This is a genomic window from Mycobacterium sp. NGS29 (assembly GCF_059812965.1).
Genome location: NZ_JCALDR010000012.1, coordinates 159,102 through 167,348 on the forward strand (window position 1 = coordinate 159,102; position 8,247 = coordinate 167,348).

Consider the following 8,247-nt stretch of genomic DNA (forward strand, 5'->3'; position numbering starts at 1 on the left):
CGAAATCGCGATAGATTTCCGTGACAATTGACGGAAACGTCGATTCTCGAATAGTCGTGCACAATGCCGGAGTCGCGTGATGACGTTCCTTTCCGCCGCACCCGATCTGATCGCCACTGCGACAGAAAACCTGGCCGAGATCCGGTCGGCCCTGCAGCACGCGAACGCTGCCGCCGCGCAGGCCACCACCCAGCTGGCCGCAGCGGCGGCCGACGAGGTGTCGGCGCAGATCGGTGCGTTGTTCGGTGCGCACGGCACCGCCTACCAGGCGGTCAGCACGCAGGTGGCCGCGTTCCAGCAGGAATTCGCCAGTGCGCTCAGCGCGGCGGCCGTGGCCTACTCGGGCACCGAGTCCGCATCGGCTGCCGCGATCACCCCGCCGGCCATCTTCGGCCGGCCGCTGTTCGGCAACGGGGCCGACGCCACCACGCCCGGTGGCAGCGGCGGCGACGGCGGCTGGTTGTTCGGTGACGGCGGTAACGGTGCGGCCGGGGCCGCCGGGCAGGCCGGCGGCAACGGCGGGTCGGCTGGACTACTGGGCCGGGGCGGTACGGGCGGTACCGGCGGTGCCGGCAGCCACGGCGGCGCCGGTGGCAGCGGGGGCTGGCTGCTCGGCGTCGGAGGTGCCGGCGGCACCGGTGGATCCGGCGGTGGCACGGGTGGCGCCGGCGGCAACGGCGGACTGCTGTGGGGTGGTGGCGGCGCCGGTGGCACCGGTGGTTCCGGTGGCGGCACGGGCGGGGCAGGCGGGCGCGCGGAATGGCTGTTCGGCGCCGGCGGGGCCGGCGGGACCGGCGGCGCGGGCGACCCGGGATCCGAGGGTGGTGGTACCGGTGGCGACGGCGGGCGTGGTGGAGTCGGCGGTCCGGGCGGACTGCTGGCCCGCGGTGGTGCCGGCGGTGCTGGAGGTGTGGGTGGCACCGGCGGTGCCGGCGCCACCGCAGCGGTCGGCGGCACCGGTGGTATCGGCGGAGACGGCGGCGCCGGCGGTCACGGCGCCCTGCTGCTGGGCCCAGGCGGTACCGGCGGGGCGGCCGGAGCGGGCGGCACCGGGGGCGCCGGCGGAACTGGTGCGGACGGCGCGGTCGCCGGTCTGGGTGGCATCGGGGGCACCGGAGGCCAGGGCGGTGTGGGCGGGGTGTCCGGTCACGGCGGTGCCGGCGGGGAGGCAGGCGGATTGTTCGGTGTGGCCGGCCACGCAGGCAGCACCGGCACCGGTGGCACCGGAGGCGCCGGGGGTGCTGGTGGCAGCGGCTTAGCCGGTACCAAATCCGCCGCCGGGCTCACCGGCGGCGACGGGTTCGCCGGGGGCCCCGGGGGCGACGGTGGCCAGGGTGGCAACGCGGTCGACGGCGGAATCAACGGTTCGGGTGGCGTCGGCGGAAGTGGTGGCACGGGTGGCAAGGGTGGCACCGGTGGTGCGACCGTCGCCGGCAGCGACGGCACCACCGGAGGAAAGGGCGGGGCGGGCGGCGATGCCGGGCTCGGTGGTGCGGCGGGAACCGGCGGGCAGGGCGGGGTGGCCGGCAACGCCGGCACCGGCGGCACCGGTGGTCGGGGCGGGGACGGCGGCACCGGCAGCAAGGGTGCCGACGCGGCTGCGGGCAGCGGCGCCACGGGCGACACCGGTTTCGTCGGCGGTACCGGTGGTGAGGGCGGGGCAGGCGGTAAGACCGGCGCGGGCGGAACCAACGGCAGCGGCGGCCAGGGCGGCACCGGCGGGCAGGGCGGCACCGGTGGACAGGGCGGATCGGGCGCCGACAACTCCAGCGGGGTCGGCCGCCAGGGTGGCACCGGCGGCACCGGCGGAGACGCTGGTCAAGGCGGTGCAGGCGGTGGCGCGGGCAGCGGCGGGCACGGGGGTGCCGACGGCGCCCGAGGCGATGCCGGCACCGGTGGTACCGGCGGGACCGGGGGCACGGGCGGGACCGGCGGCAACGGCGTCAGCGCGGCGTCGAATACCGGCGCAGACGGCACCGACGGCTTCGCCGGCGGCAAGGGCGGTGAAGGTGGCCAGGGCGGCAACTCGGGCGCCGGGGGTACGAACGGCAGCGGCGGTAAAGGCGGTCAGGGCGGCAACGGCGGCTATGGCGGCAACGGCGGGTCGGGCGTCGCCAACGACACGGGCATCGGGGGTGACGCCGGCAACGGGGGCGCAGGCGGCGATGCGGGCGACGGCGGGAGCGGCGGCACAGTCGGCAGCGGCGGAACCGGCGGCGACACCGGCGAACACGGACTACGAGGCGGCGGCGCCGACGGCGGCAGGGGTGGCGACGGCGGCGGCGGCGGCCTCGGCGGCACGTCGACCAGCACGCCGGGCGCAGCGGGTGCCTCCGGGTTTGCCGGGGGCGACGGCGGAACCGGCGGCCGGGGTGGCGCGGGCGGCGGCAACGGCGGGGCCGGCGGCAACGGCGGCCAAGGCGGTGACGGTGTCGGCGGCAACAACGGCGGCGTCGGCGGTCAGGCCGGCGGCGACGGCGGCGACGGGGGTGACGGTGGCAACGCTGGCAAGGGCGGCGCTGCCGGCTCCGGCGGCGGCCGCGGCGGGGAGGGCGGTTCGGGTGGCAAGGGCGGTGCAGGCGCCCGGGCCGGGGCCGGCACCACCGACGGCGCGCACGGCGGCGACGGTGGCGACGGCGGCCGCGGCGGCGACGCCGGCGCCGGCGGTGACGCAGGCCCGGACGGCACCGCCGGGGCTGTTGGCAAGGGTGGTCTCGGCGGAAACGGCGGAAACGGGGGTCGGGGCGCTGTCGGCTACCGCGGTACCGACAGCACTGACGGCGGCACCGGCGGCACCGGTGGCACCGGCGGCCAGGGCGGTAACGGTGGTGATGGCGGCGACGGTGGCGACGGTGTCGGCGGTGTGGGTGGCGGCACCGGAGGCAACGGCGGCAAGGCCGGCGATGGCGGCACCGGCGGCACCGGCGGAACCAGCACCGGAGCGGCGGCGCACGTCACCGGCGGTGACGGCGGCCGCGGCGGGATCGGCGGGGACGGCGGCAACGGTGGCTTGGCCGGCGCGGGCGGCGCCGGCGGCGGCGTCGAAGGCAAGGCCGGCACCGTCGGCAACGGCGGGGCCGGCGGCCAGGGCGGGTCGGGCGGTACCGGCGGTGAGGGCACCAATCCCCCGCCGATACACATCGACAACGCCGCCGACGGTGCCGACGGTGCCGACGGCATCCCCTGGGGGGCGAACGGTGAGAGTGGCGCAAACGGCGTGACGACCGGTCAGCAAGGCGGCAACGGTGGCAGTGGCGGCACCGGCACCAGTGGCAACATGATCGTTGCCGTCGGTGGCGACGGCGGCAACGGCGGCGACGGCGGCACCGGCGCGAACGGCGGAAACGGCGGGCGCGGCGGCGACGCCGACCGTACCGTCAACAACAACTTTCCCAGCCAGGGCGGCCAGGGCGGCGACGGCGGCCGGGGCGGTGCCGGCGGAAACGGTGGAAACGGCGGCGACGGCGGAGAAGTCCTCAGTCCGAACGCCTGGGATATCGACTTCTACTACCACGCGGGCGACGGCGGCGACGGTGGCGCCGGGGGGACGGGCGGACGCGGCGGAAACGGTGGAAACGGCGGGCTCAGCTACAGCGCCTACGAGCCCGGCGGTAACGGCGGAACCGGTGGCCGCGGCGGCGACGCCGGCGGACTGACCAGCACCGGCGGCACCGGCGGCGACGGCGGCGCGGGCGGCACCGGGGGCAACGCCGGCACCGTCGGCGATCTCACCGGCGCGGTCGGTGGCGTCGGCGGCCTGGGCGGCGACGGCGGCACCGGAGGAGTAGGCGCGGCCGGTGGCGCCGGCGGTGACGGCGGCAAGGGTGGTCCCGCCGCATCCAATGCCTACAGCGGCAACGGCGGAAACGGCGGCGATGGCGGAAACGGCGCCGACGGCGGCCGGGGCGGGAACGGCGGGCAGGGCGGGGCCGGCGGAATCGGTCCCAACGGTCAGGCCGCCGGCGGCTCGGGCGGCGGCGCCGGCTTCGGTGGGCTCGGCGGAGCGGGCGGGGACGGCGGCGCGGGCAATGCCCCGGGCACCGCCGCCAATCCGGCTCATCTGGGTGCGCCGGGAGTCGACGGCATCGACGGCGACGCCGGGAACACCGGCCCCAGGGGCACGGTGGGCGCCCCGGGCTGATCGCCGGCTGGTCAGGCGGTTACGTGCGCGGCATGCACGTCGTCGGCGGGCCGGGCCTCGGTCTGCTCCTTAGCCCACCGGTAGTCCGGCTTGCCCGCGGGCGAGCGCTTCACCTCGTCGACGAACCAAAGGCTGCGCGGCACTTTGTATCCCGCGATCTCCGACCGCACGAAGCTGTCCAGCTCCGCCAGCGAGGGCCGGGCTCCTTCGCGGGCCTGCACGACGGCGGCCACGTGCTGACCGTAGCGCGGGTCGGGCACCCCGACCACCAACGCATCAAAGACATCCGGGTGGCCTTTCAAAGCGGCCTCGACCTCCTCGGGGTAGATCTTCTCGCCGCCACTGTTGATCGACACCGAACCGCGTCCCAGCATGGTGACGCTGCCGTCCTCCTCGACCAGCGCCCAGTCGCCGGGGATCGCGTAGCGGACCCCGTTGATGGTCCGGAACGTCTCGGCGGTCTTCTTCTCGTCCTTGTAGTAGCCGAGCGGGATGTTGCCTCTCTTGGCGAGGAAGCCGCGCACGCCCGAGCCCGGCTTGACCTCGTTGCCGTCCTCGTCCAGGACCACCGTGCGGTGGTCGATGGTGACCCGGGGACCGCCGCTGTGCGGCGCGTCCTTGGCGACGATGCTGGTGCCGCCGAAACCGGTCTCCGACGACCCGATGGAGTCGGTGATGACGCGATTGGGCAGCAGCTCGAGGAACTTCTCCTTGATGCTCGGTGAGAACAGCGCGGCCGTCGACGCGAGCAGGAACAGCGACGACAGGTCGTACTCGTTGCCGGCGTCCTGGTGTGCCAACAGCGCGTCGAGCAACGGGCGCGCCATCGCGTCACCGGTGAAGAACAGCAGGTTGACTTTGTGCTGGTGGATCGTCCGCCATACCTCGTCGGCGTTGAATTCCGGTGCCAGCACGGTGGTTTGGCCCGAGAACAGCGACATCCAGGTGGCCGACTGGGTGGCGCCGTGAATCATCGGCGGGATCGGGTAGCGGACCATCGGCGGGTTCGCGGCGGCCGCTTTGGCCAAGTCGTACTCGTCCTTGATGAATTCGCCGGTGGCGAAGTCGGTGCCGCCGAACAGCACGCGGTAGATGTCCTCGTGCCGCCACATCACGCCCTTGGGGAAGCCGGTGGTGCCGCCGGTGTAGAGCAGGTAGATGTCGTCGGCGCTGCGCTCGTCGAAGTCGCGCTCGGGGGACCCCTGCTCCAGCGCGGCGTAGAACTCGACGCCGCCGTAGCGCTGATAGTCGTTGTCGGAGCCGTCCTCGACCACCAGGATCGTCTTGACGTCGGGGGTGTCGGGCAGCACGTTGGCGACCCGGTCGGCGTACTGCCGCTCGTGCACCAGCGCCACCATGTCGGAGTTCTCGAACAGGTAGCGTAGTTCGCCCTCGACATAGCGGAAGTTGACGTTGACCAGGATCGCGCCCGCTTTGATGATGCCCAGCATCGCGATGACGATCTCGATGCGGTTGCGGCAGTACAGGCCCACCTTGTCGCCCTTCTGCACACCTTGGTCGATCAGGTAGTGCCCGAGGCGGTTGGCCTTCTCTTCCAGTTCGGCGTAGGTCAACTGCTCGTCACCGGAGATGAGCGCTACGCGGTCCGGCACAGCGTCGATAGCGTGCTCGGCGAGGTCAGCAATATTCAGGGCCACGGCCACCAAATTAGAACGTGTTACATTTCTTGACAAGCTGATGCCCGATGTCGCGCGAAAGGCGGTCCCGGTGAGCGAGAGCCCAGCAAACGAATCCGGTTCTTCGGAAGCCGACGCGCTGGTCGAGCAGCGCGGTCACACGCTGATCGTCACGATGAATCGGCCGGCCCGTCGCAACGCTCTGAGCACCGAAATGATGCGGATCATGGTCGAGGCCTGGGACCGGGTGGACAACGACCCCGACATTCGGTGCGCCATCCTGACCGGCGCCGGTGGCTACTTCTGCGCAGGCATGGACCTCAAAACGGCGACGCAGAAGCCGCCGGGGGATTCGTTCAAGGACGGCAGCTACGACCCGTCGCGCATCGATGCGCTACTCAAGGGGCGCCGACTCACCAAACCGTTGATCGCCGCTGTCGAAGGACCCGCGATCGCCGGCGGCACCGAGATCTTGCAGGGCACCGATATACGTATCGCCGGCGAGAGCGCAAAGTTCGGCATCTCCGAGGCCAAGTGGAGTCTGTACCCGATGGGCGGTTCGGCCGTGCGACTGGTGCGCCAGATTCCCTACACGGTGGCCTGCGACCTGCTGCTGACCGGTCGGCACATCACCGCCGCCGAGGCCAGGGAGATGGGGCTGATCGGGCATGTCGTCCCGGACGGCCAGGCGCTGACCAAGGCCCTCGAACTCGCCGAGATCATCGAGAACAACGGGCCGCTGGCGGTCCAGGCAATCCTGCGCACCATTCGCGAAACCGAAGGCATGCACGAAAACGAAGCCTTCAAGATCGACACCCAGATCGGGGTCTCGGTGTTTCTCTCCGACGACGCGAAAGAGGGCCCGCGCGCATTCGCCGAGAAGCGCAAGCCGCAATTCCAGAACCGCTAGCCGTTACGGGTTGGCGAGATTGCTGCTCAATTTGCTCGTGATGCGGTTGGCGACAACCTGAGCCTGGTCGACGGTGTCGTAACCGCACGCCACCACGTCGACGACATACTGCGTTTGGTATGTCAGCACGTGCTGGCAGGTGTATCGCGAATTCTCCTGCGAAATGGCCGCGGTCAGGGTGGTGTCGGTCTGTTTCATCGACTTCATCAGCCAATGGCCGACGGTGCCGCTGGCGTCGACGGTGTATGACTGGCCGTTGCATTTCTGCCACGACTGCGTCGCCGTCCGGAGATATGTCTTGGCCTTGTCTTCGGTGCCGAGGGCGACCATTCCCTGCGCGACGTAATGCGTCCGTTCACCTTGCGGGGACGATCCCACCGCGCCCCTGAGCGCCACCCAGTCGATGCCGGTCAGGGAATCGGGCGGCACGATCATCGAAATTCCGATACAGGTGGCGGGATTCACCCGGACCGGATCCTTCGACAGCCGGCTGAACCGACTCGAGGTCACGAACGAGTTGTCGCCGACCGCCGACCGGATCTCTGCCTCGGTCAGCGTTGAGACGGTGAGCGCCGGGGCCAACGGTTGCTCGGTCGATGGCTTGGCCCGGCTGTTACCGGCCCGCAGGACGACGGTGGTGACGATGATCGCGACAGCGGCGACCGCGATCAGCGCGCATGTCAGCAGTTTGCGATTCATGATGCCGCCAGGATTTTGGAAACGAGGGTGTCTGCCTTCGACTCGACGCCGGCCCGGTTGTCACAGACGATGACGGTCGCAATGGCGGTGTCGGACGTGGCCACGTTCTGTTGACACAGGAAGCTGCTGTCGTCGACGAAATGGTATTGCGCGGATATTTTGGTGCGTCCGTCCGCGACGATCGTCGCTTTCATCTTGACGCCACCGGCCGAGTAATCCAGGTTGTTGCAGCTGCGCCAGGCCTGCAGTCGTTGTTGCAGAAAGCGATTCGCCGCCGACACCGATGGCGCGTTCGCCAGATATTGATCCACGCTGCCCCGGATGTCGTTTCCGGTGGCGTGCAACGTCTGGGAATCGGCCGTGTTGATGCCGACGGCAGCGAATGCCGCTTTCATATCGATCGACTGAATTGCTCCGCACTGTTGCGGCGTGACGGTGAAGCCGGGCTCGGTGAGTTTGCGTGCCGAGTCGATGAGCCGATAGTTCTTTTCGCCCATGACGTTGTTGACCTGCTGCACCGACAGCAACGCCGGTCCCGCCGCTTCGGAGGACCCGGTGGCCACGAAGATGATCGGCACCGCGATCGCGACGGCGACAACGGCGCAAACCGCGGTGACAGCGACCGCGTGCCGCTGCCACCGACCAACCTGACCGCCGGCGGCGAACGCCACGGGTTGCTGTCGGGGCCCGGGTGGTGGCCACGGCGCGGCCGCGGGGGCGCCGTGCCACGGCCCGGCAGCGGGAGCGAATCTCGGATCCACCCCGCCCGGCCCGGGCGGAATCGGTTGCGGAGTCATCACGGGTTGCGGTCCGGTAGGAGGGCCGGTGATGGCCGCGCGGGCTGCGGCGGTCAATTCCTT

General features: G+C 71.5%; 5 protein-coding genes. 2 read left to right on the top strand and 3 right to left on the bottom strand.

Features of this window, described 5'->3' with window-relative positions:
- The first annotated feature begins 79 nt into the window (after nucleotides 1–79).
- Complete coding sequence (locus AC5Y5Z_RS17550) at nucleotides 80–4,141, top strand: PE family protein (protein WP_499926555.1); 4,062 nt, start codon at nucleotides 80–82, stop codon at nucleotides 4,139–4,141.
- An 11-nt stretch (nucleotides 4,142–4,152) separates the two neighbouring features.
- Here the strand turns inward: AC5Y5Z_RS17550 and AC5Y5Z_RS17555 are convergent, their stop codons facing one another.
- The gene (locus AC5Y5Z_RS17555; protein ID WP_499926557.1) at nucleotides 4,153–5,805 is read right to left on the bottom strand and encodes an acyl-CoA synthetase; all 1,653 of its coding nucleotides are present in this window, start codon (nucleotides 5,803–5,805) and stop codon (nucleotides 4,153–4,155) included.
- A 64-nt stretch (nucleotides 5,806–5,869) separates the two neighbouring features.
- On the opposite strand from AC5Y5Z_RS17555, the gene AC5Y5Z_RS17560 reads away from it, so the two are divergent.
- A complete protein-coding gene (locus AC5Y5Z_RS17560; RefSeq protein ID WP_463828370.1) occupies nucleotides 5,870–6,688 on the top strand; it encodes a crotonase/enoyl-CoA hydratase family protein in 819 nt (272 codons plus the stop codon).
- A 3-nt stretch (nucleotides 6,689–6,691) separates the two neighbouring features.
- Here the strand turns inward: AC5Y5Z_RS17560 and AC5Y5Z_RS17565 are convergent, their stop codons facing one another.
- Together AC5Y5Z_RS17565 and AC5Y5Z_RS17570 are read right to left on the bottom strand one after the other, a co-directional pair.
- Nucleotides 6,692–7,387, bottom strand: coding sequence for a sensor domain-containing protein (locus AC5Y5Z_RS17565; protein ID WP_473140156.1), 696 nt, complete (start codon nucleotides 7,385–7,387; stop codon nucleotides 6,692–6,694).
- On the bottom strand, nucleotides 7,384–8,247 hold an 864-nt coding region (locus tag AC5Y5Z_RS17570; protein ID WP_499926560.1), incomplete at its 5' end, for a sensor domain-containing protein. The genes AC5Y5Z_RS17565 and AC5Y5Z_RS17570, both read right to left, overlap by 4 nt.